25 protein-coding genes are annotated in these 23,383 nt (G+C 63.6%); 11 read left to right on the top strand and 14 right to left on the bottom strand.

The annotated features are described in order from the left end of the window. Positions 1–16: 16 nt before the first annotated feature. Positions 17–700 (bottom strand): response regulator transcription factor, encoded by a 684-nt coding sequence (locus tag NKJ01_RS14015; protein WP_023760937.1) that lies wholly within the window; start codon positions 698–700, stop codon positions 17–19. Positions 701–844: 144 nt separating this feature from the next. Between NKJ01_RS14015 and NKJ01_RS14010 the strand changes: the two genes are divergently transcribed. Continuing rightward, positions 845–1,381 carry a L,D-transpeptidase family protein gene (locus NKJ01_RS14010; RefSeq protein WP_198032260.1) on the top strand — a complete coding sequence of 179 codons (537 nt, stop codon included), beginning with the start codon at positions 845–847 and terminating at the stop codon, positions 1,379–1,381. Between the two features lie 55 nt (positions 1,382–1,436). Here NKJ01_RS14010 and NKJ01_RS14005 read toward each other — a convergent pair whose 3' ends face one another. Continuing rightward, complete coding sequence (locus NKJ01_RS14005) at positions 1,437–1,688, bottom strand: hypothetical protein (protein WP_352728698.1); 252 nt, start codon at positions 1,686–1,688, stop codon at positions 1,437–1,439. 130 nt (positions 1,689–1,818) lie between these two features. Between NKJ01_RS14005 and gcvA the strand changes: the two genes are divergently transcribed. Further along, positions 1,819–2,739: a transcriptional regulator GcvA gene (gcvA, locus tag NKJ01_RS14000; protein ID WP_352728696.1), complete on the top strand. Its 921-nt coding sequence runs from the start codon at positions 1,819–1,821 to the stop codon at positions 2,737–2,739. Positions 2,740–2,754: 15 nt separating this feature from the next. Here gcvA and NKJ01_RS13995 read toward each other — a convergent pair whose 3' ends face one another. From NKJ01_RS13995 to tsaD, 6 genes are read right to left on the bottom strand one after another with little or no spacing between them, the layout of a single operon-like run. Continuing rightward, positions 2,755–3,171 (bottom strand): DUF1761 domain-containing protein, encoded by a 417-nt coding sequence (locus tag NKJ01_RS13995; protein ID WP_352728694.1) that lies wholly within the window; start codon positions 3,169–3,171, stop codon positions 2,755–2,757. 50 nt (positions 3,172–3,221) lie between these two features. Further along, a complete protein-coding gene (locus NKJ01_RS13990; protein WP_352728847.1) occupies positions 3,222–3,821 on the bottom strand; it encodes a class I SAM-dependent methyltransferase in 600 nt (199 codons plus the stop codon). A gap of 53 nt (positions 3,822–3,874) precedes the next feature. After that, positions 3,875–4,300, bottom strand: coding sequence for an EVE domain-containing protein (locus NKJ01_RS13985; RefSeq protein ID WP_023760931.1), 426 nt, complete (start codon positions 4,298–4,300; stop codon positions 3,875–3,877). A gap of 40 nt (positions 4,301–4,340) precedes the next feature. Further along, positions 4,341–4,637, bottom strand: a complete 297-nt coding sequence (locus NKJ01_RS13980; protein WP_352728692.1) for a YciI-like protein — start codon at positions 4,635–4,637, stop codon at positions 4,341–4,343. A gap of 36 nt (positions 4,638–4,673) precedes the next feature. Then, the gene (locus NKJ01_RS13975) at positions 4,674–5,696 is read right to left on the bottom strand and encodes an NAD(P)H-dependent glycerol-3-phosphate dehydrogenase (RefSeq protein WP_352728690.1); all 1,023 of its coding nucleotides are present in this window, start codon (positions 5,694–5,696) and stop codon (positions 4,674–4,676) included. Then, entirely contained in the window at positions 5,693–6,778 is a 1,086-nt protein-coding gene (gene tsaD, locus NKJ01_RS13970; RefSeq protein WP_352728845.1) for a tRNA (adenosine(37)-N6)-threonylcarbamoyltransferase complex transferase subunit TsaD, read from the bottom strand. The genes NKJ01_RS13975 and tsaD overlap by 4 nt, the downstream gene beginning before the upstream one ends. Positions 6,779–6,935: 157 nt before the next feature. Here tsaD and hemC point away from each other — a divergent pair, with 157 nt between their 5' ends. The 6 genes from hemC to NKJ01_RS13940 all read left to right on the top strand — a co-directional run bounded on the left by hemC (position 6,936) and on the right by NKJ01_RS13940 (position 13,145). After that, positions 6,936–7,862, top strand: a complete 927-nt coding sequence (gene hemC, locus NKJ01_RS13965; protein WP_352728688.1) for a hydroxymethylbilane synthase — start codon at positions 6,936–6,938, stop codon at positions 7,860–7,862. Between the two features lies 1 nt (position 7,863). Beyond that, a complete protein-coding gene (locus tag NKJ01_RS13960; RefSeq protein ID WP_352728686.1) occupies positions 7,864–8,580 on the top strand; it encodes a uroporphyrinogen-III synthase in 717 nt (238 codons plus the stop codon). A 111-nt stretch (positions 8,581–8,691) separates the two neighbouring features. After that, positions 8,692–10,197 carry a COG4223 family protein gene (locus NKJ01_RS13955; protein WP_352728684.1) on the top strand — a complete coding sequence of 502 codons (1,506 nt, stop codon included), beginning with the start codon at positions 8,692–8,694 and terminating at the stop codon, positions 10,195–10,197. Between the two features lie 10 nt (positions 10,198–10,207). Next, positions 10,208–11,809 carry a heme biosynthesis protein HemY gene (locus tag NKJ01_RS13950; protein WP_352728682.1) on the top strand — a complete coding sequence of 534 codons (1,602 nt, stop codon included), beginning with the start codon at positions 10,208–10,210 and terminating at the stop codon, positions 11,807–11,809. Positions 11,810–11,933: 124 nt separating this feature from the next. Next, on the top strand, positions 11,934–12,413 hold the full coding sequence (locus tag NKJ01_RS13945) for a tellurite resistance TerB family protein (RefSeq protein WP_352728680.1): 480 nt from the start codon (positions 11,934–11,936) through the stop codon (positions 12,411–12,413). Between the two features lie 15 nt (positions 12,414–12,428). Then, positions 12,429–13,145, top strand: coding sequence for a glutamine amidotransferase (locus NKJ01_RS13940; RefSeq protein WP_352728678.1), 717 nt, complete (start codon positions 12,429–12,431; stop codon positions 13,143–13,145). Positions 13,146–13,151: 6 nt separating this feature from the next. Here NKJ01_RS13940 and NKJ01_RS13935 read toward each other — a convergent pair whose 3' ends face one another. The 6 genes from NKJ01_RS13935 to gnd form a co-directional block, all read right to left on the bottom strand. After that, positions 13,152–14,390 (bottom strand): MFS transporter, encoded by a 1,239-nt coding sequence (locus NKJ01_RS13935; RefSeq protein WP_352728676.1) that lies wholly within the window; start codon positions 14,388–14,390, stop codon positions 13,152–13,154. Positions 14,391–14,554: 164 nt separating this feature from the next. Then, a complete protein-coding gene (locus tag NKJ01_RS13930) occupies positions 14,555–15,655 on the bottom strand; it encodes an aminotransferase class I/II-fold pyridoxal phosphate-dependent enzyme (protein ID WP_352728674.1) in 1,101 nt (366 codons plus the stop codon). Between the two features lie 190 nt (positions 15,656–15,845). Beyond that, positions 15,846–16,304: a Ros/MucR family transcriptional regulator gene (locus NKJ01_RS13925; RefSeq protein WP_352728672.1), complete on the bottom strand. Its 459-nt coding sequence runs from the start codon at positions 16,302–16,304 to the stop codon at positions 15,846–15,848. A 214-nt stretch (positions 16,305–16,518) separates the two neighbouring features. Further along, positions 16,519–17,238, bottom strand: coding sequence for an ROK family protein (locus NKJ01_RS13920; protein ID WP_352728670.1), 720 nt, complete (start codon positions 17,236–17,238; stop codon positions 16,519–16,521). A 12-nt stretch (positions 17,239–17,250) separates the two neighbouring features. Further along, on the bottom strand, positions 17,251–18,627 hold the full coding sequence (gene zwf, locus NKJ01_RS13915) for a glucose-6-phosphate dehydrogenase (RefSeq protein WP_352728668.1): 1,377 nt from the start codon (positions 18,625–18,627) through the stop codon (positions 17,251–17,253). A 22-nt stretch (positions 18,628–18,649) separates the two neighbouring features. After that, a complete protein-coding gene (gene gnd, locus NKJ01_RS13910; RefSeq protein WP_023760917.1) occupies positions 18,650–19,657 on the bottom strand; it encodes a phosphogluconate dehydrogenase (NAD(+)-dependent, decarboxylating) in 1,008 nt (335 codons plus the stop codon). A 410-nt stretch (positions 19,658–20,067) separates the two neighbouring features. Here gnd and NKJ01_RS13905 point away from each other — a divergent pair, with 410 nt between their 5' ends. The 3 genes from NKJ01_RS13905 (at position 20,068) to NKJ01_RS13895 (ending at position 23,222) form a co-directional block, all read left to right on the top strand. Further along, entirely contained in the window at positions 20,068–21,354 is a 1,287-nt protein-coding gene (locus NKJ01_RS13905; protein ID WP_352728666.1) for a sensor histidine kinase, read from the top strand. Then, positions 21,354–22,079, top strand: a complete 726-nt coding sequence (locus NKJ01_RS13900; RefSeq protein ID WP_352728664.1) for a response regulator transcription factor — start codon at positions 21,354–21,356, stop codon at positions 22,077–22,079. The genes NKJ01_RS13905 and NKJ01_RS13900 overlap by 1 nt, the downstream gene beginning before the upstream one ends. A gap of 174 nt (positions 22,080–22,253) precedes the next feature. Beyond that, complete coding sequence (locus NKJ01_RS13895) at positions 22,254–23,222, top strand: YihY/virulence factor BrkB family protein (RefSeq protein ID WP_352728843.1); 969 nt, start codon at positions 22,254–22,256, stop codon at positions 23,220–23,222. Positions 23,223–23,383: the final 161 nt, after the last annotated feature.

Here is a 23,383-nt window from a genome sequence, read left to right as displayed (position 1 = left end):
TTGGATAATGAAATGTTTAAGGAACCAGCTTGTAGCCACCGCTTTCTGTCACAAGAATTTCCGCATTGGAAGGATCGCGCTCGATCTTCTGGCGTAGCCGGTAGACATGAGTTTCCAGCGTGTGCGTGGTGACGCCGGAATTGTAGCCCCACACTTCCTCGAGCAGCACGTCGCGCGTCACCACCTTCTGGTCGGCGCGATAGAGATATTTGATGATCGAAGCCTCTTTCTCCGTCAGCCGCACCTTGCCGCCGCGCGGGTCGATCAGCAGTTTCTGGCTGGGCTTGAAGGTGTAAGGCCCAACCGAGAAAGTGGCGTCCTCGCTCTGCTCATGCTGGCGCAATTGCGCGCGAATGCGCGCGAGCAGCACAGCGAAACGGAACGGCTTCGTCACATAGTCGTTGGCGCCGGCTTCGAGGCCAAGGATCGTGTCCGAATCGGTGTCGTGGCCGGTGAGCATGATGATGGGCGCCTTGTAGCCGCCCTTGCGCAGGATCTTTACCGCTTCGCGGCCATCCATGTCGGGCAGCCCGACATCCATGATGAGCAGATCGATGAGGCCGCCGCGGGCAGTTGCGACACCTTTTGCCGCAGTCGATTCCTGCAGCACGTCGAATTCCTCGTAAAGGGACAATTGCTCGACCAGGGTGCCGCGCAGGTCGTCATCGTCATCGACGATTAGAATGGTGCGTGAAGTCATGGATCAATCCGTTGTTTTGAAAAGAAAATTCAGTTGACCGCTGCCTGTTTATGCGGAAGCTGACCGGCACAACAGCCGATCACAGTGATTTGTTCCGTGGCACGATCATACAAGAAAAAACACGATCGCAATGCAGCCGGCGCAATTTTGCGAAAAGGGCTGCGCGTGCTGACCGTGCGGGCCAGGCCCGGCCATCCAAGCCAGGGCCTGCTGCAGGCTGGCAAAACGGTGTTTGCGTGCGCGCTGGGGGGCGGCGGTATCTCGGCCGACAAGCGCGAAGGCGACGGCGCCACGCCGCTGGCCTCGATGCGGATCCTGTCGGGATATTTCCGAGGAGATCAGTTCTCCAGCGGCCGCAAGACCCGTCTGACGATGACGCCGATCGGGCCTGATCTGGGCTGGTGCGAAGTGCCTGACGACCGCAATTACAACAGGCCGGTCAAGATCCCCTATGGTGCCAGCCACGAACGCATGCGGCGCGACGACCGGCTCTACGATGCCTGCCTGGTGCTCGACTGGAACGTGGCGCCACGCCGGCGCGGCCGCGGCAGCGCTATCTTCTTCCACCTGGCGCGCCCCGGCTTCACGCCGACGCAAGGCTGCGTGGCGGTGACGGCGCGAACCATGGCGCGGCTTTTGCCGCTGCTGTCGGATCGGACGGTGGTGAGGGTGGTGAGGTAGGGAGTAGGGAGTAGGGAGTAGGGAGTAGTATGCGCGTCGGCGCCGCTTTACTCCCCTATTCCTTACTGCCTGTTTGCTTATTCCTTTGCCAGCCGATGTCGAGAAGGCCGAGGCGGCCCATTTCGCGGTCCATGGCGCGTGCAACGTCCTTGCGCCTGGCGCCGACGTCGCGCAGCTGCCGATCCGACAGGTCTTCGACGTTCTGGTGCGGGAGATTGATCGCGACCCGGGCATGGCGCAGCCAGTCAAGGGCCTCCGTCAGCCAGGCCGGACGGCGTGTCGATGAATTCAAAGCGATGATGGACATAGGGTGATCCGTTCTCTCCGGACATCAAGTCCGGCTTGATAATGCTTCGATGGCTGGATCATGCCATATTGAAATTACTGTGAGAAACGAGTAGTTTTCTCTGGATCATCAAGTTTTCTTTGAGGATAGGATGACCCGTCTGCTGCCCGGAACTCGCGCCTTGAGGACGCTGGAAGCAGCGGCCCGGCACCTCAATTTCACCCGGGCCGCCGATGAGCTGGGCCTAACGCCAGCCGCCGTCAGCCACCAGATCAAGGAAATCGAGGATCAGCTCGGACTGGTGCTCTTTACACGCACCAGCCGCACCATCCGGCTAACCGAGGCGGGCGCTGTGCTGTTCGAGGCCTCCACCGACGCGCTCGACCTGCTAGGCCGGGCCATTTCGCGGGCGCACAAGCTGACGCGCGGCACGGCCCTTTTGAAGGTGACGCTCGACGCACAGTTCGCGTCAAAATGGCTGATGCGTCGCGTCGACGATTTTCGCAAGCTTCAGCCCCATATCGAGCTGAGATTCGACATCGCCTATGAACTGCGGGATTTCGAACTTGATGACATCGATGTCGGCATCCGCTTTGGTGCCGGCAAATACCCGGGACTTCGCGCCCACCGGCTGTTCGACAACATCCTCATTCCGGTGTGCAGCCCGAGCCTGTTGACCTCCGGTCCGCCGCTGCGCGAGCCGCGCGATCTCTTCAATCACACGCTTGCCCATATCGAATGGTCGCGACAAGGCGTGACATGGCCGAACTGGCGGATGTGGATGGCGGCCGCCGGTGTCAACGATTTCGACGACAGCCGAACCGTCGTGTTCAAAAACTCGACAGATGCCGTTCAGGCGGCGCTCGACGGCAATGCCGTCGCACTCGCCGATTTCGCCATGGTGGCGAACGACCTTTCCCAGGGAAGGCTGGTGCAACCTTTTGAACTCGGCCTGCGGGTAGCGCCCGAGTTCGCGTATTTCCTGGTCTATCCCGAGAGTACCGCCGACGATCCGCGTATCGTCGCCTTTCGCGATTGGATTCTCGAGGAAGTCGCCAAGGCGCGGACCTGAGATTGCGGCAGGCTGTCAAGCTGCCGCGGCGCCGAACCAGCCGATCACGGCGCCGATGATCAGCAGCACGCCGAGCCAATGGCCGCCGTCGATGAGGGTCAGATCCCAGCCGAAATTCTCGTAGCGATGGTTGACCGAGAGCGTTGTGGCGACAAAGCCCAGCCAAAGCACGAAGCCGAAGATCAGCCCGGCGAGCAATGTCGGCTCGCCGCCCGTTATCGCGCCGACGACAAGCGCCAATATGTACGCCATGACCAGTTCGGCGATGAAGCTGATCACGAAGGGCAGAGGCGATTTTTTCATAGTGGCCGGGTCAAGTTTGGCGGCTTTCAGCCATGGCTTGCTCAGGCCCATGTACCAGGCGGCGCCGAACAGCCATGCCACGATTGCGGCGGCGATCACCGCCAGCCAGTTCACTGCTGAAAAATCCATGAGTCCCCCTCCAGATGCGGATATGATGGAACGCCTGTTCGGCGATGGCGTCAAGCAAAGCGCCAGACCGTCGTGCGCTTGACCAGCGCATCCTCCAGAGCCCGTGTGACGGCCACTTCATAGACCGCCAAGGGTTCCAGCCCGGACTTCGGCATATACGACCGGCCGGGGTCGCCGACAAGAATCTCGGCGCCGCGCGCCACTAGGGTTGAGAACCACGGCATCAGCCGGTCGGCGAAGGACCTGTCGTAGAAAACGTCGCCGGCCAGGATCATGTCCCATCCCGCATCAGTGCCGATGCAATCCGTGCCGAGGAATTCGATTTTGACGTCGTTGGCCTCGGCATTGAGACAAATCGCGGTTGCACAGAACGGATCGATGTCGGCTGCGATCACCTTGGCAGCGCGGGCCTTGGCGGCGGCGATGGCGACAAGGCCGGAGCCGGAGGCGAAGTCGAGGACGCGCTTGCCCCGCACGGCGCCGGGATTGTCCAGGATATAGCGGGCAAGGCCTTGGCCGCCGGCCCAGGCAAAGGCCCAGAAGGGCGGCGGCAGGCCGATCTCGACCAACTCGTCCTCAGTCCGCTGCCACAATTCATGTGCTTCATCAGCAAGATGAAGCAGGATTTCCGGCGCGTGCGGCGGCGCCATCAGCGCCGTGTTGTCGAGAATGAATTGTTTGGCGCTGTTCGGCGTCAGCGCCGTCACGGAGCCGGAGTCAAGCCGCCCATGCGGCAGACTTCCTTCCATTCGGCCGGCGTCACCGGCTGCACGGAAAGCCGCCCGAGCCGCACCAGAGCCATGTCCGCAAGCTTTGGATTGGCCTTGATCTCTTCCAGCGTCGGCGGGTTCGGCACATCCCTGACGGCGCGGATGTCGACGCATTCCCAGCGCGGATCATCCGACGTGGTGTCGGGATGGGCCAGCGCGCAGACCTCGGCGATGCCGACCACGTTCAACCCATCGTTGGAATGATAGAAGAAGCCGAGATCGCCGATCTGCATCGCCTTCATGTTGTTGCGTGCGGCGTAGTTGCGCACGCCATCCCATTGCGTACCGGCCTTGCCCTTGGCCTTCAACGCCTCGAAGGAGAAGACCGAAGGTTCGGATTTGAACAGCCAGTAGTTCATGTCTTTTCTCCTCCTAGGGGTCGCTCGCCGGCGATCGGAATTAACTAGCCGCCGGCTTGTTGAACGTCCAGTTCCAGGGGCGAATTTCGACGCTCTCGAACAGGCCGGCCTTGGCGTAGGGGTCGGCGGCTGAAAGGGCCTGTGCACCCGCCATGTCGGGCGCTTCGATGGCGACGAGGCTGCCATTGGGCTTGCCTTCGGCGTCAAGGAACGGACCGGCAAAAGCCAGTTTCTTGTCGCCATTCAGGCCTTCCAGGAAGGCGATATGCTCGGGCCGCGTGTCAAGGCGCACCTGCAGACTTCCCGGCTTGTCCTTGCAAATCACAGCAAACAGCATGGTCTCTCTCCTGGTCGTTGGATCGATGTCGTGGGATCAATCGTTGGTTTCGGTCTTCAGCGGCCGGGTCATCAAGGCCGTCACAGCCTGCCGGATGGTGATAGCGCCGTCCAGTATGGCAGCGACCGCGGCAATGATCGGCGCGTCGATATTGTGCTCTATGGCGATGCGGGCAGCGATCGCCGCCGTCGGCACGCCTTCGGCCAGCGGCAATCCGGCAAGAGGCTTGCCTTGCCCGAGCGCCAGCCCATAGGCGAAATTGCGCGACTGGGTGGATGAGCAGGTGAGCAGCAGGTCGCCAAGGCCGGAAAGCCCCATCAAGGTTTCGGGCCTGGCGCCGAAGGCGGCGCCGATGCGGCGCAGTTCGACAAAGCCGCGCGTCACCATGGCGGCCTGGGCGCTGGCGCCGAGCCCGGCGCCGGTGACAGCACCCGCGGCGATGGCAAAGACGTTCTTCAAGGCGCCGCCGATTTCGACGCCGATCAAGTCGTCATTCGAATAACAGCGCAGGTTCTCGGCCGAAAAGCGGGCTGCGAGATCGGCGGCGAGAGCCTCGTCGCGGGCGGCGACGACCACGGCCGTCGGCAGGCCGCGGGCGACATCGGTGGCGAAGCTTGGGCCCGACAGGGCCGCGACCGGATTTTGCGGCAGGATTTCTTCGACGATTGCCGACAGCAAGGCGCCTGTATCGCCCTCGATGCCCTTGGCGCAGAGAACGAGCGGGATGCCGGCCGGCATATGGTCCTTCGCTGCCGCCAGCGTAGCCCGCAGCGACTGCGCCGGTGTCACCGCCAGCACGCAATCGGCGCCGTCGAGCGCGGCTTGGATGTTGCTCGTCGCCACGATGCCGGCCTGGAGCATAATGCCCGGCAGATAGCGTGGATTTTCGCCGCGGTCGATCGCGGCGACGGTCTCCGGGTCGCGCGCGTAAAGGCGGACGAAATGACCGGCGCGAAGCATGGCCAGCGCCAAGGCAGTGCCCCAAGCCCCGCCGCCGAGCACGGCAACGCGCCAGCCGGTTGGCGCTGTGTCGTTGCCGCTCATTGCCCCCTCGGTCATGCCTTGGCTCCGCGCCGGCCGGCGCCGACCATCGGCGTCGAGATGCTATCCAGTGGCCAGCGCGAGCGCGGCACGAAATCGAAGCCGTTCTCCTGCGCCATGTCTTGGCGCAGCCGCTCGATGCCGGCCCAGGCGATCATCGCCGCATTGTCGGTGCAAAGCTTTAGCGGCGGCGCAATGAAGGTGAAGCCGGATTCGGCGCAGAGCCGCTCAAGCATGACCTTGATCGTACGGTTGGCGGCGACGCCGCCGGCAACGACCAGCGCCGGAGTCTTGGTGGCGGGAAATGTTTCTCGAAAGCGGGCCAGCGCGCGAGAAACGCGGTCGGCCAGCGCATCGGCGACCGCCGCCTGGAACGAGGCACAGATGTCGGCGACATCCTGGTCGCTCAAGGGCTCAATCGCCGTCGCCGCCTGGCGCACGGCGGTCTTCAATCCGGAGAAGGAGAAATCGGGCTGTGCCGAGCCCTTCATCGGACGCGGAAAGACAAAGCGTGAGGCATTGCCGGTCTGTGCCGCCTTCTCGACATTCGGTCCGCCGGGATAGGGCAGGCCGAGCATCTTGGCCGTCTTGTCGAAGGCCTCGCCGAGCGCGTCGTCGATGGTGGTTGCCCAGCGCTGATAGTCACCGACGCCGCGCACGGCGAGAATCTGCGTATGGCCGCCGGAGACCAGCAGCAGCAGATAGGGAAAATCGAGCCCGTCGGTCAGCCGTGCCGTCAAGGCATGACCTTCGAGATGGTTGATGGCGATCAGCGGCTTGTTGGCCGCGGCGGCGATCGCCTTGGCCGTCATCAGCCCGACGATCAGCCCGCCGACCAGGCCAGGACCGGCGGTCGCGGCGATCGCATCGATGTCAGCGAGCGAGACGCCCGAATCGGCAAGCGCCGCCTCGATGATGCCGTCCAGCGCCTCGACATGGGCGCGAGCCGCGATCTCCGGCACCACGCCGCCGAATGCGGCATGTTCCTCGATCTGGCTAAGTACAATATTGGACAGGATTTTTGGCGCGGCGTCGCCGTCTACCGCCACGACGCTGGCTGCGGTTTCGTCGCAACTCGTCTCTATGCCAAGAATGCGGATCAATTCGTCGCTATCCCAAGAGATTGTCTGTCAGGCCTTTCCCCGCTAGGAGAAGGGCCTGAAAAGGCCTCGGTTACTTTAGCCGCATTTCTGCGACGCCAAGTGGCTTCACTTGGCTGCAAAATGCTCAGGCCGGGGGTATCACGGACCGCGCGCCATGCAAACAACCTTGAGAATCGGAACACGCGGCAGTCCGCTGGCGCTGGCACAGGCGCATGAAACGCAGGCGCGGCTGATGGCCGCGCACGGCATGCCGGCAGAGGCGTTCGAAATCGTCGTCATCTCGACCAGCGGCGACCGCATCCAGGATCGGCCGCTGTCGGAAGCCGGCGGCAAGGGCTTGTTCACCAAGGAGATCGAGGAGGCGCTGCTGGCGGGCCGGATCGACATCGCCGTGCACTCGTCGAAGGACATGCCGACTCAGCTGCCCGACGGTCTCGAATTGTCCGCCTTCCTGCCGCGCGAGGACGCGCGCGACGCCTTTGTCGGCAAGGCGGCGAAGACGATCGCCGAACTGCCGCAGGGAGCGAAAGTCGGCTCGTCGTCGCTGCGGCGGCAGGCGCTGATCCGCCGCATGCGGCCCGATCTCGACGTGGTGATGTTCCGCGGCAACGTGCAGACGCGGCTGCGCAAGCTCGACGAAGGCGTCGCCGCCGGCACCATCCTCGCCTATGCAGGGTTGAAGCGGCTTGGGCTCGAGCATGTCGTCACCGACCTGATACCGCTCGACATCTTCCCGCCGGCGCCGGGGCAAGGCGCGATCTGCATCGAGACCCGTATCGGCGACCGCGACGTCGAAAAGATGCTGGCGGCTATCCATGATGTGCCGACCGGTCAGGCGCTGGCCTGCGAACGCGCCTTCCTGGCGGCGCTCGACGGTTCCTGCCGCACGCCGATCGCTGGTTATGCGACGATCGAGGCCGGAAAACTGTCGTTCGCCGGACTGATCATCTCGCCCGACGGCGCGCAGTCGCACACGGTCGAGCTGCAGGGACCGGCGCAGGACGCCGCCCGCATCGGCGATGAAGCCGCGCGGACGGTGCGGGCCAAAGCCGGCGAAAAGTTCTTCGACGGCTGGCTCTGAAATGCGTCGCGTCCTGGTGACGAGACCGGAACCAGGCGCCTCGCGCACCGCGCGGCAACTTAAGGAGACAGGGTTCCAGCCAATCCTGTTGCCCTTGACCGAAACGGTGGCTTTGGCGGTCGATGGCGGAGTGGTTCCAGACGATGCCGTCGCCGTGGCCGTCACCAGCGCCAATGCCGTGCGCCATGCGCCGAAGGAAATCATCGCGGCGTTCGCCGCGTTGCCTTGCCATGCCGTCGGCAAAAGGACGGCGCAAGCCGCGCGCGAAGCGGGGTTTTTGTCTGTCAGTGAAGGCCCAGGTAATGCCGAAGGTCTCGCCGACAGACTTGCTGGCGACCACTCAGGCAAGACGATTGCCTATCTCTGCGGGCGCGTGCGCTTTCCGGCATTCGAACAGAGGCTGCAGACGGCGGGCGTTCAAGTCCACGCTGTCGAGACTTATGACACACCAGCGGTGGGTTACTCGGACGAAGCCATCCTTGAGCGTTTGTCTGGCCAACCTGTCGACGCGGTGCTGCTCTATTCAACCAAGGCGGCCGCCGCGATGCAGGTGCTGGCCAGGCAGCCCGCTCTGCAAGGGCTATTTGAAAAGACGTGGTTTTTTGCTCTTTCCGCCCGCATCGCGGCAGCGCTCGACGATGTCGCCGGCGAAAGAACGCGCGTTGCCGCGCAGCCTGACGAGGAAGCCCTGCTGGCTCTTTTGCAGGCGCGGCTCTGAGCCGCGTCATCACACCGCCCCTTTTCACCGCTTGGTGATGTGCTAGACCCCTTTTCTGAACCATCGTGCGCCGCAAGGCGTTGAGACGAAGCGAATTGTGCGGAGCCAGGCATGGTCAAGACGCCGAAGATGCGACACTCGAAAAGCCGCCGCGAGCCGGTGACCATCGATCTGGAGCCAGGCGCCGTTTCACGCGTCGTCGACGAGGATGCAGCCAGGGCTCAGACAGACGAGGCGAAGGCTGAGGAAGCAGAGAACGCTTCGCAGGCTGAGGGCCCCGATGAGCCGGTGCATGCCGACCAAACCGACCTCGAGCCTTGGGAGCATGCCGACGCCCACGCCGAATCGGAGCAGCCAGCGGCGGCGGGCAAGGGCAGTAGTGAGGCTGAGCTCCCCTATCCCGGATCATTCGACGGTCCCGAATCGTCCAACGATCCCGGATCGTCCGACGCGCCGGCCGGCAAAACCAAAGCCTTCGACTACAATTTCGAGGACGCATCGGCGAAGCGCACGCAGACCGACGGCAACAAAGCCAAAACCGAGGCGCGGGACGAGGAAATGGTACCGCCCCCGGCAAGGCGTGGCGGCTTCAACGGCATCGCTGCCGGTGTCATCGGCGGTGTCATTGCGCTGGTCGGCGCGGGCGGGCTGCAGTTTGCAGGCCTGCTCGGTGCGCCGGGCTCCAATGCCGGTGTCTCGCTCGAGGGCGTCAATGTCGAGATCGCTTCGCTGAAGAGCGAAATCGCCGGCTTGAAGGAAGCTGGCGGCAACAGCGATGCAGCAGCCAAGATAGTCGGGCTGTCTTCAGGCTTGGAGCAGGTCAGGGCCGATGTCGCGGCGCTGAAATCGGCGGTCGAATCCGGCGGAGCTGGCGACACTGCCGGGCTCGCCGCACTGGGCGACAGGATCAAGCAGATTGAATCGGAGGTCGCAGCACTTGGCAAGGCAGGCGGCACGGCGCCGGTCGATCTCGGCCCGCTCAACGAAAAACTGGCCGGCCTCGATACACTGGTGAAGTCGACAGGCGCGGCGATGACAGCGCAAGATGGCAGGCTCACCGCATTGGAGCAGTCGGTGTCGCAACTTTCCGGCAAGGTAGAAGCGACGGCCGGACAGCCGAAGATCGCGCTCGCCATCGCCGCGTCGGCATTGAAGGCGGCGCTCGAGCGTGGCGGGCCGTTTGCGGCCGAACTCGAAACCCTCGCCGCGATTTCACCGGACGCGCCGCAGCTTGCGACCTTGCGCCCCTATGCTGAAAAGGGCGTCTCCACCCGCACCGAGATCGCCTCGCAGACAGATGCCGCCGCCACTGCCATGGTCGCCGCGGCAACCCCTGTCGATGAGAATGCCGGCTTCCTGCAGAACCTTTTGTCGAGCGCCGAATCGCTGGTGAAGGTCAGGCCGATCGGCGCTGTCGAAGGTGCTGGTGCGCCCGAGATCGTCGCGCGGATGGAAGCGGCGGTCAAACAGGGCGACTACGCCAAGGCACTCAGTGAATATGACACGCTGCCGCAAGCCGCCAAGGCTGCCGGCGCCGACTTTGCCGGCAAACTGAAGGCACGCATCGAAGTCGAAACGCAGGTCGACGCACTGATCTCCGGCGCGATGAAGGCATGAGGGCAACAGAATGATCCGCCTGCTGGGCTTCCTCATCGTCGTTTTCGCGCTCGGACTGGGCTTTGCCTGGCTGGCCGACCGTCCGGGCGACATGGTCGTCACCTTCAGCGGCTATCAATACCAGGTCAGCCTGATGGTGGCGGCGGTGGCTGTCGTCGCGGTCGTCGCCGCGGTGATGATCCTGTGGTGGCTGCTCAAGTCGCTGTGGAACAGCCCCTACACCATCTCGCGCTATTTCCGCGTCCGCCGTCGCGATCGCGGCTATCAGGCGCTGTCGACCGGCATGATCGCCGCCGGCGCCGGTGACGGGGCGCTGGCCCGCAAGAAGACCAAGGAAGCGGCCAAGCTGATCCGTTCCGACCAGGAACCGCTGATCCATCTGCTGGAGGCGCAGGCGTCGCTGCTCGAAGGCGATCATGAAGGAGCGCGGCAGAAATTCGAGAGCATGCTCGACGATCCCGAAATGCGGCTGCTTGGCCTGCGCGGGCTCTATCTCGAAGCTGAACGGCTCGGCGACCGCAACGCCGCCAGACACTACGCCGGCCGCGCCGCGGCGGTGGCGCCGCAGCTGGCCTGGGCCGCCGAATCGACGCTGGAAGAGTTGACGGCGCGCGGCGACTGGGACGGTGCCTTGAAACTGGTCGACGCGCAGAAGGCGACACGGCAGATCGAGCGCGAAGCCGCCAATCGCCGCCGCGCCGTGCTGTTGACCGCCAAGGCGCAGGCGCTCGCCGACAGCGATCCCGCTGCCGCCAGAACCGCGGCGATCGAGGCCAACCGGCTTCGGCCGGACTTCGCGCCCGCCGCCGTTGCCGCCGCCGCGGCATTGTTCAAGCAGAACGACGTGCGCAAGGGCTCAAAGATCCTCGAGGCGGCGTGGAAGGCCGAGCCGCACCCTGAGGTCGCCGAGCTCTATACACATGCAAGGCCGGGTGACGCCGTGCTCGACCGCCTCAACCGGGCGAAGAAGCTGCAGGAGATGAAGAAGAACCACGCCGAATCGTCGATGACGGTGGCGCGCGCCGCACTCGACGCGCAGGACTTCTCGACCGCCCGCCGCGAGGCCGAGGCCGCGATCCGGATGGACCGCCGCGAGGGCGCCTATCTGCTGCTCGCGGACATCGAGGAGGCCGAGACCGGCGACCAGGGTAAGGTGCGGCAGCTGCTGTCGAGGGCGGTACGGGCGCCGCGCGATCCGGCCTGGGTCGCCGACGGCGTGGTGTCGGAACGCTGGGCGCCGGTATCGCCGATCACGGGTCGGCTAGATGCCTTCGAGTGGCGCGCCCCGATGGAGCGTCTCGGCCAGTTGATCGACAGCCATGACGATGCACCGGCCAGTGCGGCGCCGGTCGTTGAAGCACTGGCAAAGCCGACGAGCGAGAAGAGGCCGGTCGAGGTGATCGATGAAATCCGTCCGGCCGGGAGCGCGGATAAGGACACAGAGAGCCAAGAGGATCATGTCAGGCCGATCACGGCGGCGGCCTTCGCCGCGGTGCCGACCGATGCCGAGGGCGTCGAGCCGGCCGAGGAACATACGCGGCTGCCGGACGATCCCGGCGTCGATCCGGACGAGGAAGCGGAAAAATCGCCACGCCGGTTTCGGTTGTTTTGAATTGGGCCGGCCGCCAGGCCCCTCTGACTCAAGGAAAAAGAGCATGATGTCTGGACAAACGGGTCCCGTTTGTCCGAGAAAACCGCTTCACACTTTTCGGCATCATGCTCTGAGGAATGGATCTATGTTTGAACGCGTTCTGTCATTTCTCAGGGATTTGCCGTCCGGCGCTGGCGCGCATTCCAGTACGGACGATCCCCGCGTTGCGGCTTCGGCGCTGCTCTACCATGTGATGAACGCCGATGGCGTGCGCCAGGATGTCGAATGGGAGCGATTCAAGGCGGTGCTGGCGCAGAGCTACTCGATCAGCGGCGCCGAACTCGAAGCGCTTGTCGCCGCCGGCGAGCGGGCCGACAATGAGGCGATCGACCTCTATGCCTTCACCAGTGTCTTGAAGCGCCATCTCGATGCCGATGCGCGCAAGGCCTTCATCGGCCTGATGTGGGAGATCGTCTATGCCGATGGCGAGTTGCACGAGCTGGAGGACAACACTGTCTGGCGCGTCGCCGAGCTGATCGGCGTCGAACGCCGCGACCGTGTCGAGGCGCGCCGCAAGGCGGCCGCACTTGCACCTGGCGCCACCGGAACATCGAGCGACGAATAGGATTTTCGCCTTCCCATGCCGCGCCGGACGAGTTCGAAGCCGAAGATACTGATCGTGCTGCATCAGGAGAATTCGAGCCCCGGGCGCGTCGGCCATATGCTGCTGGAAGAGGGTTTCGATCTCGACGTCCGACGTCCGCCGCTGGGCGACATTTTGCCGGACACGCTGGACGGTCATGCCGGCACGGTGGTGTTCGGCGGTCCGATGAGTGCCAATGACGAAGATGAATTCGTCCGCCGCGAGACCAGTTGGCTGGAAATACCGCTGAGGGAGAACCGGCCGTGCCTCGGCATCTGCCTTGGCGCACAGATGCTGGTCAACCATCTCGGCGGCAAGGTCGAGGGTCACGGCGAAGGGCTGGTCGAGATCGGCTGGTATCCGCTGAAGGCGACCGAAGCCGGCAAGCAACTGATGCATTGGCCTGAGATGGCCTATCAGTTCCACCGCGAGGGCTTTTCGCTACCCAGGGACGCAACGCTGCTGGCGACGGCCGAGACCTATCCCAATCAGGCCTTCCGCTATGGTGACAATGCCTGGGGCATCCAGTTCCATGGCGAGCTGACCAGGGTGATGATGCAGCGCTGGGTGGTGCGCGGCGCGCATCGCTTCGAGCTGCCCGGCGCGCAGCCCGGCCGCGATCATCTCGGCGGCCGGCTGATCTGGGACATGCATCTCAAGCGATGGCTGGACGAGTTCCTGCGTCTGATCTTCGGCAAGCCGGCCGCTCGATAGAGCGCGTCAATTGCGCCCGCTGAGATGGCGCACCCTGCGTAGTTGAGGGAACAACACCACCCACAATCCGGCGACGACGATCGCGCCGACGCCGCCGACCACGACGGCCGGCACCGTGCCGATCAACGCTGCCATCGTACCGGCCCGGAATTCGCCGACCTCGTTGGAAGCTCCGACGAAGACCTGGTTGACGGCGTTGACGCGGCCGCGCACCTCATCGGGCGTCCACAGCTGGATCAGGGTTTCCCTGATATAGACGCTGAACATGTCGGTGGCGCCAAGGAAGGCAAGGGCTGCGATCGACAGCCAGGTGATGGTCGAAAGGCCGAACAGCACGGTGAAGGCGCCGAATGACGCGGCGGAAGCCAGCATGATCATGCCGGCGTGGTTGCGGAGCGGATGCCCGGCCAGCCAGATAGCGACGCAGATGGCGCCGACGCTTGGCGCCGAGCGCAGCAGGCCGAGCCCCCAAGGACCGAGCTGGAGGATGTCGCGCGCGTAGACCGGCAGCAGCGCCGAGGCGCCGGACAGGAGCACCGCGAACAGATCGAGCGAGATGGCGCCCAGCACGATCTTCTCGCTCCAGATATAGCTGAACCCGCCGAACAGATGCTCCATCGTCGGCTTTTCCGTCTCGGTGCGCTGCGACGGTTTCGGGATGGTGAAGATCAGCAGCCCGGACACAAGCATCAGGACAGCGGCGGTGCCGTAGGCCACTTCCGGCGACACGCCGTAGAGCAGGCCGCCAGCGACCGGACCGACGATGGTCGCCGTCTGCCAGGCCGACGAATTCCAGGCGATGGCGTTGGCGAAATCCTCAGGCGGCACCAGATTGGCGAACAGCGAGGCGGAGGCCGGGCCGAAGAAGGCGCGGGCGACGCCGAACATGGCGAGCACGGCGAAGATCGGCAGTGGTCCGCTGATGCCGCGCAACGTCAGAAGCAGCAGCGTCAGCGCGCAGCCCGCCTCCACCACCACCGCCAGCGCCATGATCAGCCGACGCCCGAAGCGGTCGGCGACGACACCGGTGACCAGCACCAGAAGCAGCGACGGCAGGAACTGGACGATGCCGACTAGGCCGAGGTCGAGCGGGTCGCGGGTCAAATCGTACATCTGCCAGCCGACCGCCACAGACACGATCATGGTGGCGAATGTGGTGAGGAAACGCGCCGCCCAATAGCTCAGGAAGGAGCGATGGCGGAACGCGGCGTAGCGCTGGTCCGGCGATATCTGTTCGGCTGTCATGGATTTAAGAGGCCCCGTTGTGATGGCATCAGCTGGCGGGGCACTTCCACGTTGGGCGCTGGTCCGGCTGGCGGAACTTTTAGCTCAGTTCGCAGCGGCATGTGCGCCAAAAACGGTTCCGGATCAAGAAAATTTCGGCCTAGTCGATCGGCCGCATGGGAAATTTACCGCCGCAGCGCGACGGAGATGGCGTCGAGGCCACCCTTCAATTCGGCTTCCGTCGGCCAGCCGAAGCCGACGCGGAAGAAGCGCTTCTCCATCTCGAACCAGTGGCCGGGTCCGACATAGGTGCCGTGGTTCTCCAGCAGGTTCACATAGAACCGGTCGAGGTCGAAACCGGGACCGACATTCAGGCGCGGGAAGCCGACGACGCCACCTTCCGGCCGCACCCAGTCGACCAGCGGCTCGCGGTCGATCCAAGCCTGGACGATGTCGCGGCGCTTCGCCATTTCAGGTAGCAGCGTCGCCAGGAAGGCATCGCGGCGCTCGAGCATGCCGCGCGCAATGCCTTCGTCGATGACGCTGCCGCAAATGCCGATCTGTTCCTTGGCGGCGAGGAATTTTTCCTGAAGCTCCGCATCCTTGGTGATCAGCCAACCGATACGGATGCCGGGGATGCCGAAGGCCTTTGACAGCGACGAGACGCTGATCGCCTTCGGGCTCAGCGATGCCGCCGACGGCAGCCGCGTGCCATAGGAAAGGTCGCGGTAGGTCTCGTCGACCAGCAGATGGCAGTTGCTGCTTTCGGCGAGCGCCACCAGCGCATCGAGCGCGGTTCGGCTCATCATCGTGCCGGTCGGGTTGTGCGGGCAGGTGACGCTGATCAGCCTGGTGTTCGGCTGTATCGCCGCCTTGACGCGTTCGACATCGATGGCGAAGCCTTCCTCGAAGGCCAGGTCGACAAAGCTGATGGCGCAGCCGATCGCCCTTGGGGTTTCGATGTTGGTGGCGTAGTTGGGCCTGATGACGACGAGATGGTCGTTCGCCGACAAAAGCGAGGTCGAGATGATGAACAGCGCGCCGGCGGCACCGGCGGTGACCAGGACATCATCTGATGAAATGCCGGCATGCTGCGCCGATATCTGCGCGCGCAAAGCCTTGTCGCCGCGATGCTCACCATAGAAAAGCGTGAGATCAGGCAGCGACAGGCCGATGTCGGAGAGCTTCTGGTCGGCGATCGAGCTTTCGGAGAGATTGTAGCGGATACGGTCGTAGCCGTACTCTTCCGGCGCCTCTTTCTCGATCACCATTCTGGTGTAGTTCATGGCTCACTCCCCTCGAACCCGTTCGACCCATCCAAGCCATAAAAACATGAAGCCTGCCAAGGCGGATTCGCCGGCAGGCTTCAATCGATCTATTGGCTCAGCGCCGAAATAGGTCCTTGCCCAAGAGGGCGTTATCCCAAGCCACTGCGCACCCGGTCAAGCCCGAAGAAATGCTTTTGGGCGACATGCCTCAGGCTGAAACCTTGGCCTTCCTGCCCTTAGGTGCCTTGACGGGGGCAGCCTTGCGGCCGAGACCGATCGACTTCGCCAGCAGCGAGCGCGAGGCGGCATAGTTGGGGGCCACCATCGGATAGTCCGACGGCAAGCCCCATTTGGCGCGGTAGGCGTCCGGCGTCAGGCCGAAATGCACACCGAGGTGACGCTTCAGCGATTTGAACTTCTTGCCGTCTTCGAGGCAGATGATGTAATCGGGCGTCACCGACTTCTTGGGGTTGACCGCCGGAACCAGCGGAGCAGCCAATGGGGCCACCGGCTTGCCGAGCCCGCTTATCGAGGCGCTGACGCTGGCGATGAGGTCAGGCAGTCCGGAGACGGGCAAACGGTTCTTCTCGACGTAAGCGGACACGATGTGAGCGGTCAGCTCGAGCAGGTCGATGTCTTTACGGGCGCTGTTGCTATCGTCGATCACTCTATTTCTCCGTCTAAAAGCGAATGACCTGAAAATCGGATTCGATTCCCCGAAGGATCATGCGCAAAATCAAAATGCTAAAGCGTCCTTTGTGCATCCACGGGACGGGCGGCGTTGTTGTGGCGCGGAATTCCTAATCGGCAAATCTGCGCACTGCAATGACTTGTATCATATCACACGTTATTTTGAACAACTATATTAAACAATAACAATATCAGACTATCAGCGCCTTGTCGCGCCACAAACGAAATCCGCCTTCGAAGGCGCGTGTGTTGTCGCCGCGCCTGGAGTCGGCCGGCAATTCATCGAGCTTGTCGACATTGCCGCCGCCAATGACGACATAGTCAGGCAGCATCGCGGCACGGAGCCGTTCGACCACGTCGAAGACATATCTGCGCCATTTCTTCTTGCCGCGCTTTACCAGGCCGCGTTCGCCGACATAGTCCTCGAAGCTCTTGCCGTTCTTATAGGGCAGGTGGGCGAGTTCCATCGGCTGGGCGACATTGTCCGCAATCATCGCCGCGCCCAGACCGGTGCCGAGCCCGAGGAACAGCATGCGCCCGCCTTCGTAGCTGCCAATGGCCTGCATCAGTGCGTCGTTGACCACCTTCACCGGTTTGCCGAACGCACCCGCGAAGTCAAATCCAGCCCAACCCTTGCCAAGATTGGCGGGGTCGGTGAGCGGTCTGTTATGATTGACCGGGCCGGGATAGCCCATCGAAATGACATCATAGGACAGGCCCTCGGCGAGCTTCTTCACCGCGTCGATCATCTGCTGCGGCGTCAGGCCCGGTCCGGAGTCCGCCCTGCGTTCCGCACCGCCGGCGCTGGTCAGGATCTTGACGTGCGAGCCGCCAATATCAATCGAAAGCACGATCTTTTCAGTGCCTGATTTCTCGGAGCCCGATACCGATTGCTTCACCGCCTTGGCCATTGTGTCACCCTTTCACTTTTCCGGATCGATCCAGCCGTTGGGCGGCCCGAAGCCGCCCATAACGTCCGCCGGACCCCATGTCCCCGGCTCGTAGAGATGCGGCGGCGTGGTGTCGCCGAGCACCGGGCCGACGATGCGCCAGGCCAGCTCGCTGGCATCCTGGCGGGTAAACAGCTGACCGTTGCCGTTCATGGCGTCGCCGATCAACCGCTCATAGGGCGGCATGTCGCCCTTGCTGTCGTCGAGCGCCTTCAGTTCGACCTGTTCGCCGATCATGTCGTCGCCCGGTGCCTTGCGTTGCGCGCCGATGGCGATCGCCACCTGCGGGTCGATACGGAAGCGGACGTAGTTCTGGTCGGCGGGCTTGATCGGATCGAAGACGTCGAGCGGCGGCCGCTTCAGCCGCACAACCACTTCGGTGACATGCACCGGCATGTTCTTGCCGGCGCGGATGAAGAACGGCACGTCCTGCCAGCGCCAGGTGTCGACGAAGAAGCGCACCGCCGCGAAGGTCTCGACCGGCGAGTTCGGGGCCACGCCCGGTTCAGTGAGATAGCCAGTGAATTGGCCGCGCACGACATCGTCCTTGGTCAGCGTGCGGATGGCGCGCAGCACCTGCACCTTCTCGTCGATCAGGTCGTCGGCGGAACGGCCGACGGGTGGCTCCATGGCAAGCAGCAACAGGATGTTGAGCAGATGGTTCTCGATGACATCCCTGATGCAGCCGACATCGTCATAGAAGCGGCCACGACCCTCGATGCCGAAATCCTCGGCCATGGTGATCTGCACGCTCTCGACGAAATTGCGGTTCCAGATCGGCTCGAGAAAGGAATTGGCGAAGCGGAAATAGAGCAGGTTCTGGATCGCTTCCTTGCCGAGATAGTGGTCGATGCGGAAGATCGACTGTTCGTCGAACACCAGATGCAGAACCCGGTTCAGCCAGCGTGCCGATTGCAGATCGTGGCCGAAAGGTTTTTCCACCATCAGCCGCGCGCCCTGGGCCGTGCCCGATTGCTCCAGCCCCTGGACGACGGTCTCGAACATGGTCGGCGGCACCGCCATGTAATGCATCGGCCGCTGTGCGGTGCCAAGCGCGCCTTTCAGCTTCTCGAAGGTCGCTCCGTCGCGGTAGTCGCCGCTGACATAGCGCAGTTGCGAGGCGAACTGTGCGAACACCTTCTCGTCGATTTTGCCCAGCGCATTGACGATGCCGTCGCGGGCGCGGGCCTGCAATTGCTTGATGTCCCAAGCGTCGAAGGCAACGCCGATCACCGGTTCGGTCAGCGTGCCCTTGGCGACCATCTGGTAAAGCGCTGGAAATATCTTCTTGTGGGCGAGGTCGCCGGTCGCTCCGAAGAGCACCAGCGTGTCGGAGCGTTCCTGGCTCATGCGCGCGTCTCCCCTGCCGCCGTCACTTGCCGGCCTTTTCGACATGGCCGCCAAAGGCATAGCGCATGGCGGACAACAGCTTGTCGGCGAATTCGGATTCGCCTTGCGAGGAGAAGCGGTCGAACAGCGCCGAGGACAAGACCGGCGCCGGCACGCCGGTGTCGATCGCCGCCTTCAACGTCCAGCGGCCTTCGCCGGAATCCGAGACGCGGCCGCCGAAATTCGCCAGGCCCGGATCGCCTTTCAATGCGCCGGCCGTCAGGTCGAGCAGCCAAGAGCCGATGACGCTGCCATGCCGCCAGACCTCGGCCACTTGGGGAAGGTCGATGTCGAACTGATAGTATTGCGGGTTTTCCAACGGGCTGGTCTCGGCGTCCGCCGTTCGTTGGCGCTTGCCGGCATTGGCCGACTTCAGAATGTTCATGCCTTCGGCATAGGCGGCCATGACGCCATATTCGATGCCGTTGTGCACCATCTTGACGAAGTGGCCGGCGCCGCTAGGTCCGCAATGCAGATAGCCATAGGGCGCGGTTCCGGCATCCCTAAGCGGATTGGAGCCGGCGTCGGCGCCCGGCGCCAGCGTGGCAAAGATCGAGTCGAGGTGTTGCACCGCCACATCGGGCCCGCCGATCATCAGGCAATAGCCACGCTCCAGCCCCCAGACACCGCCACTGGTGCCGACATCGACGAGATGGATACCCTTGGCGGCCAGTTTCGCGGCCTGGTCGACGGCGTCGTGATAGTAGGAATTGCCGCCGTCGATAACGATGTCGCCCGGCTCCATCAGGGGCGCGACCTGATCGATGATCCTGCCGGTGATGGCCGCCGGCAGCATCAGCCAGACACAACGCGGCTTGGCCAGCTTGCCGACGAATTCTTCCATTGAAGCCGCCCCTAGCGCCCCGTCGGTCACCAGAGCCGCGACGCTGGCGGGGTTGATGTCGTAGACGACGCATTCATGGCCGTCACGCATCAGGCGCCGAACCATGTTGGCGCCCATCCGGCCCAGTCCCATCATTCCGATCTGCATGGTTTCGTCCCTGTTTCCGAAGAGATTTGCGGGGTTTATCGAGGAAGGATCGCCTGGCTATCCTGGGCGCGCGATAGAACGGAGAAGCCGACATTCTCCCAATCGCCGGCCCCGGGCCAGAAAAAAGTGAAGATCAGCGTGCTTCCCTGTGGGAGGCCGGCCAAGCGACGTTTCGACACTCTTGGCGCTCGGCGTCCATCGTGCCGGAATTCCCGGGGCGCCCGGAGCAATGGTTGGCGTCGGCGTCACTGGCATTCTGCGTCGGTCTCCTGACTCGCCTCCCTAGACCAGGACGCGAAGCGTTTTCAATCACCGCACCGCAAGTTGATCGGCCCCGTCAACCGAGCTGTCGTTGACAGCGGTGCCAGCCTGCGTCCACTATTTCCCGGCACGGGAGGATCGTGAAAACCATGCCGGAGGTGTCCCTGGTCCTGATCGACCGGCTGCTGGCGATTTCGCGGGCGCTTGCCGGCCATATCGATCCCGGCACGGCGTTCCGCGCGACAGCCATCGAGATCGGCTCGCTCATTCCGCACGACCACATGGATCTGGCGGTGCTGTCGCATGACGGCCGCCGCCACGCCTGTTATGAAGCCGGCTTCCACACCAGCTGGAGCGAGCTTGCCCAGCATCCGCTGCCAACCGAAGTCAGCCCGATACGCTCGGTGCTGTGGGGCGAAGTACCCTATCTGCTCGCCGACGATGCGCTGCGCGACGAGCGCTTCCATTTCGCCACCGCCATCGATGGGCCGATCTTCGCCGCACGGCTGCGCAGCCGCATCGTCGTACCGCTCAGGGCACGTGGCGGCATCATCGGCGCGCTCAACATCAGCCGGCACGAGGTCGATTGCTACACGCTTGCCGATGTCGGTGTCGCCCAGCAATGCGCGGATCTGATCGCGCCCTACATCTTCGCGCTGATCCAGACCGAGGAGGCACGCCGCGCCATGCTGGCGGAGAGCGAGGCGCGCAACCGGGTCGAACTGCTGCGGGTCGGCGCCTCACAATTGACAGAAGGCATGGAGCGCGAACGCCGGCGCATGGCCATGGACCTGCACGACCAGACGCTCGCCGACCTCGCCCGCATCGCGCGCCAACTCTCGGCGTTGCGTGGCCAGGGCGTGGCGCGGGCAGCGCAGCTTGCCGATCTCGAGCAGGAGGTTGCCGGTTGTCTCACCGAACTGCGCCACATCGTCGACGACATGCGGCCGAGCGTGCTCGAACTGTTCGGCCTGCGCGACGCGGTCGAGGCGCACCTCAACCGCAGCGTCGCCAGGGCCAAGCCGCCTATCGCCGTGCGCATCGCCGATACCAGCGACGGCGGCGCCGACAGCTTGCCCGAGCCTGTCCGAACCGCGCTCTACCGGATCGTGCAGGAAGCGATCAACAATGCCGTTCGCCACGCCGCGCCGCACCACATCGATGTCTTGCTGGCATCGACGGCGAGTGTGCTGCGGGTGATCATCACCGACGACGGCCAAGGATGCGGCGTCGTGGACCCGGCGGCGCATGGCGGCATTGGTCACATGCACACACGGGCCGCCCTTATCGGGGCGCGGCTGCGCATCGGCCAAGCCGGTCGCAAGAGCGGCGGGACGCGCGTCGTCGTCGAGATCGACCGGGAGCCATTTCGGGAATTGCTGGTCGCGGCGGCTGCAGCAGCACCCGGCGAGTTCGCCGTGTCGGAGGCCATGTGATGCTTGTGATGATCGCCGAGAACGATGGACTGCATCGCACCTTCGCGCGGCGGACGGTGGAGCAATTGTGGCCCGGCGATGTCGAGGTGATCGAGGCGAGCGATGGCGAGGACGCCATCAATCTGGCGGCCGAGCGAGAGCCGCCGCATGTCGTGCTCGACCTGCAGATGCCGAAGGCGACAGGGATCGAGGTTGCCAGGGCGATCTGGAACCGCCACGCCGGCACGCACATCCTGTTCTGGTCGAATTTCGCCGATGAGGCCTATGTGCGCGGCGTCGCGCGGATCGTGCCGCCCGGCTCGGTCTATGGCTATGTGCTCAAATCGGCGACGCAGGAAGGCATGCGCTCGGCCTTGCGCGGCGTTTTCCGCGAAGGCCACTGCATCATCGACCGCGAGATCCGTGGCATCCAGCACCGCGTCCAGGACAAATTCGAAGGCATCACCGACGGCGAATATGAAAGCCTGATCGACATTGCGCTCGGCCTGACCGACCGTGCGATCGCGGCACGCCGGGGCCTGTCGATCCGCGGCGCGCAGAGCCGCATCAAGCATGTCTACGACAAGCTTGGCATCGTGCCGGCGGAGGACGGCGCCAGCGATGCTTCCGTGTTCAATTCTCGGACGCGGGCGATCTATCTTGCGATGGCGCGCGGACTGATCAACGTCGATGCGCTGCGCCGCGAGCAGGACCGGCTCGATGCCTGGCTGGCGGGGCAAGAGTAGGCCTTCCCCTACACGCCTCACCTCACGGCTGGGCAGATTCCGATCCAATTCCTGAAACCAGTGGCGCGGCCAGGCGGAACATCGGAACGCTTGGCGCATTGCTAATGAACGGCGTTCCAATTTGCTGCCTGCGGACCCAAAGTGCGACCCTCAATCACAGATTCATGGCACTTGGTGCGTGAAAGCGTAGCCGGCTTCATCGACGATAATGCTCTTAGTCATGGTGCCGCGATGGCTTTTTATGCCGCCACCTCGCTGGCGCCGATCTTGCTGATTGTGGTCGCTGTTGCTGGTCTCGTCTTCGGTCATGATGCAGCACAATTGGCTTTGTCTGCCCAGATCTCCGGGCTGATGGGGCCGGAAAGTGCTGATCTCCTCCAGACCGCGCTGGAAAGCGTATCCAGCAAGCTGTACGGGACCTGGGCCGCGATCATTGGGCTCGTCACCTTGTTGGTGGCCGCCTCTGGCGTCTTCGGCGAAATGCAGCAGTCGTTGAACACGATTTGGAAGGTCGAACCGCAGGGCAACTCCTTGTCTCGTCTGGTGCGGGCACGAGCCGCCAGTCTGGGATTGGTGGCCGCGCTCGGTTTCCTGCTGCTGGTCTCTCTGATTGCAAGCGCTGCGATTTCGGCACTGGGCGATTTTATCAACGCCCATCTGCCGTTCGGAACGATCATACTCAGCGTGATCAACGGCGTCGTTTCGTTTGTCCTGATCTCCCTGATGTTCGCCGCCATCTACAAAGTTTTGCCCGACCGAAGCCTGGAATGGCGCGATGTCGGGATCGGTGCTGTCGTGACGGCTGCCCTGTTCACGTTGGGAAAATCGCTTATCGGCTGGTATATCGGCACCAGCGCGATTGCGTCCTCGTATGGCGCCGCCGGTGGACTGCTCGTCATATTGCTCTGGGTCTACTACTCGTCGGAAATTTTCCTTCTCGGTGCCGAGTTCACGCGCGCCTATTCAGTTCGACACGGTAGCAGGCCCGATCTGGAGATCTTGGTTCGCAGTCCTATGCCTGCGCGGCACGGTTCATTTCGCGCAGGGCAAAAGTCCAACTCTGCCGGCGTGATCGCGCTCGTAGCGGTAGCGTGCGCGAGTGCGACATTGACCATGCTTTTGCTGAGTGTTCGCCGACCCTAGTCCGACGCCGCGATGCGACAGGGTGTTCGCCAATATATTATAGACTATCGCCGCTCCTACGGCCGACTGTGCAAACGCACAGTCGGCCGTGCGCTTTGACCCGTATCGCCATGCCGGCGCCGCAACTACGCTCGACACATAAAAAGACCATATCGGGAGAG

The sequence above is a fragment of the Mesorhizobium sp. M0276 genome (assembly GCF_040321755.1).
Classification (GTDB): domain Bacteria; phylum Pseudomonadota; class Alphaproteobacteria; order Rhizobiales; family Rhizobiaceae; genus Mesorhizobium.
This window is presented reverse-complemented; position numbering and strand designations above follow the sequence as displayed.

Excerpts from the sequence above, each read along its gene's own strand:
- NKJ01_RS14015 (WP_023760937.1), bottom strand. The coding sequence starts at position 700 with ATGACTTCACGCACCATTCTAATCGTCGATGACGATGACGACCTGCGC.
- NKJ01_RS14005 (WP_352728698.1), bottom strand. The coding sequence starts at position 1,688 with ATGTCCATCATCGCTTTGAATTCATCGACACGCCGTCCGGCCTGGCTG.
- gcvA (WP_352728696.1), top strand. The coding sequence starts at position 1,819 with ATGACCCGTCTGCTGCCCGGAACTCGCGCCTTGAGGACGCTGGAAGCA.
- NKJ01_RS13995 (WP_352728694.1), bottom strand. The coding sequence starts at position 3,171 with ATGGATTTTTCAGCAGTGAACTGGCTGGCGGTGATCGCCGCCGCAATC.
- NKJ01_RS13990 (WP_352728847.1), bottom strand. The coding sequence starts at position 3,821 with ATGGCGCCGCCGCACGCGCCGGAAATCCTGCTTCATCTTGCTGATGAA.
- NKJ01_RS13985 (WP_023760931.1), bottom strand. The coding sequence starts at position 4,300 with ATGAACTACTGGCTGTTCAAATCCGAACCTTCGGTCTTCTCCTTCGAG.
- NKJ01_RS13980 (WP_352728692.1), bottom strand. The coding sequence starts at position 4,637 with ATGCTGTTTGCTGTGATTTGCAAGGACAAGCCGGGAAGTCTGCAGGTG.
- NKJ01_RS13975 (WP_352728690.1), bottom strand. The coding sequence starts at position 5,696 with ATGACCGAGGGGGCAATGAGCGGCAACGACACAGCGCCAACCGGCTGG.
- hemC (WP_352728688.1), top strand. The coding sequence starts at position 6,936 with ATGCAAACAACCTTGAGAATCGGAACACGCGGCAGTCCGCTGGCGCTG.
- NKJ01_RS13960 (WP_352728686.1), top strand. The coding sequence starts at position 7,864 with ATGCGTCGCGTCCTGGTGACGAGACCGGAACCAGGCGCCTCGCGCACC.
- NKJ01_RS13955 (WP_352728684.1), top strand. The coding sequence starts at position 8,692 with ATGGTCAAGACGCCGAAGATGCGACACTCGAAAAGCCGCCGCGAGCCG.
- NKJ01_RS13950 (WP_352728682.1), top strand. The coding sequence starts at position 10,208 with ATGATCCGCCTGCTGGGCTTCCTCATCGTCGTTTTCGCGCTCGGACTG.
- NKJ01_RS13945 (WP_352728680.1), top strand. The coding sequence starts at position 11,934 with ATGTTTGAACGCGTTCTGTCATTTCTCAGGGATTTGCCGTCCGGCGCT.
- NKJ01_RS13940 (WP_352728678.1), top strand. The coding sequence starts at position 12,429 with ATGCCGCGCCGGACGAGTTCGAAGCCGAAGATACTGATCGTGCTGCAT.
- NKJ01_RS13935 (WP_352728676.1), bottom strand. The coding sequence starts at position 14,390 with ATGACAGCCGAACAGATATCGCCGGACCAGCGCTACGCCGCGTTCCGC.
- NKJ01_RS13930 (WP_352728674.1), bottom strand. The coding sequence starts at position 15,655 with ATGAACTACACCAGAATGGTGATCGAGAAAGAGGCGCCGGAAGAGTAC.
- NKJ01_RS13920 (WP_352728670.1), bottom strand. The coding sequence starts at position 17,238 with ATGGCCAAGGCGGTGAAGCAATCGGTATCGGGCTCCGAGAAATCAGGC.
- zwf (WP_352728668.1), bottom strand. The coding sequence starts at position 18,627 with ATGAGCCAGGAACGCTCCGACACGCTGGTGCTCTTCGGAGCGACCGGC.
- gnd (WP_023760917.1), bottom strand. The coding sequence starts at position 19,657 with ATGCAGATCGGAATGATGGGACTGGGCCGGATGGGCGCCAACATGGTT.
- NKJ01_RS13905 (WP_352728666.1), top strand. The coding sequence starts at position 20,068 with ATGCCGGAGGTGTCCCTGGTCCTGATCGACCGGCTGCTGGCGATTTCG.
- NKJ01_RS13900 (WP_352728664.1), top strand. The coding sequence starts at position 21,354 with ATGCTTGTGATGATCGCCGAGAACGATGGACTGCATCGCACCTTCGCG.